The organism is Inhella gelatinilytica (genome assembly GCF_016093295.1).
Lineage (GTDB): Bacteria > Pseudomonadota > Gammaproteobacteria > Burkholderiales > Burkholderiaceae_C > Inhella > Inhella gelatinilytica.
In genome coordinates this window covers 1-1,349 of sequence record NZ_JAEDAL010000022.1, presented here as the reverse complement: position 1 = coordinate 1,349, position 1,349 = coordinate 1, and the positions used below count along the sequence as shown (strand labels likewise).

At 58.5% G+C, this 1,349-nt stretch carries 1 pseudogene; it reads right to left on the bottom strand.

Going from position 1 to position 1,349, the window contains the following annotated elements:
- Positions 1-1,349, bottom strand: a pseudogene (locus I7X43_RS16260) (hypothetical protein); the annotation flags it as partial.

The following is a 1,349-nucleotide window of genomic DNA, read 5'->3' as shown; positions in this document are numbered from 1 at the left end:
CTGATCCGTCCCGAGCGCTGCCAGATGGCTGGAAGTGAAGGACTGCAGTTCCTTCGAACCGAAGGCACCAAAGTCCTCGGATGCCAGACCCACTACTTGGGCCGTTGACAAGCTCGCAATCTGGCTGGAATTCAGCCCCTGGAGTTGGTCGGAGGTGAGGGCGCTGATGTCATCCGAATCCAAGCCCTTCAATTGCAAAGTGGAGAGCTTGCTCAAATCAGCAGACTCCAGCCCCGCCAGTTGCGTGGTGTCAAGAGCCGCCAATTGGGCCGAGGTCATCCCAGCAAATTGGGCAGAAGTCATGGCGCCGATGTCGTCGCTGTTGAGTGCCGCAACCCCCGCCGTTCCCAATGCCGTAATTTGGGCACTGGTCAATGTCGCCCACTGGCTGGAATCCAATCCGTCCAGCTGCTCCGTTCCCATTGCCGCAATTTGGGCTGTAGTAAAGGCCCGCAGGTCCAGGGAGCTGAAGGAAGTCAAATCATCTGACTCCAGTCCCTTCACCTGCGATGTGGTCAAGCTGGCAATTTGCGAGGAATTCAAGCCGTCCAATTGGTCGGTTGTCAGCGCAGCAATGTCGTCGGAGTCCAGACCGCGCAATTGAAGTGTGGTGAGTTGCCCCACTTGTGCTGAGGTCAGGCCGGCGAGTTGGTCAGTCCCCAGCGCACTCAATTGCGCCGAGGTGAAGGACCGCAACTCCGTCGAATTGAAGGCGGCGAAGTCTTCGGACGACAAGCCCACGACTTGAGCCGTGCTGAGGCTGGCAATTTGACTGGAGGTCAACCCATCGAGTTGATCCGAAGTCAAAGCTGCGAAGTCATCCGAATCCAAGCCCTTCAGTTGCAGGGTGCTCAGCTTGGACAAGTCGGTGGACTCAAGCCCGGACAGTTGAACCGTGTCCAGTGCAGCCAGTTGCGCGGACGTCATACCGGTGAACTGTGCCGAAGTCATCGCCGCGATGTCATCGCTGTTCAACGCTGCTACCCCGGCGGTGCCCAATGCCGTGATTTGGGCACTGGTCAAGGTGGCCCATTGCGACGAATCCAACCCGTCCAACTGCTCCGTTCCGAGCGCGGCAATCTGGCCCGTTGTCAAGGCACGCAGAACAGATGAGCTGAACGAAGCGAAGTCATCCGATTCAAGCCCCTTCACCTGCATCGAGGTGAGGCTCGCAACTTGGGTCGAAGTCAGTCCGGCCAACTGGTCAGTGGTCAGAGCTGTGATGTCGTCAGACTCCAGACCCTTCAGTTGCACCGTCGTGAACTTCCCGAGATCAGCGGACTCCAAGCCCGCCAATTGCGTCGTGTCCAGCGCCTGCAATTGGGCGGAGGTGAGCCCAGCGAACTGCA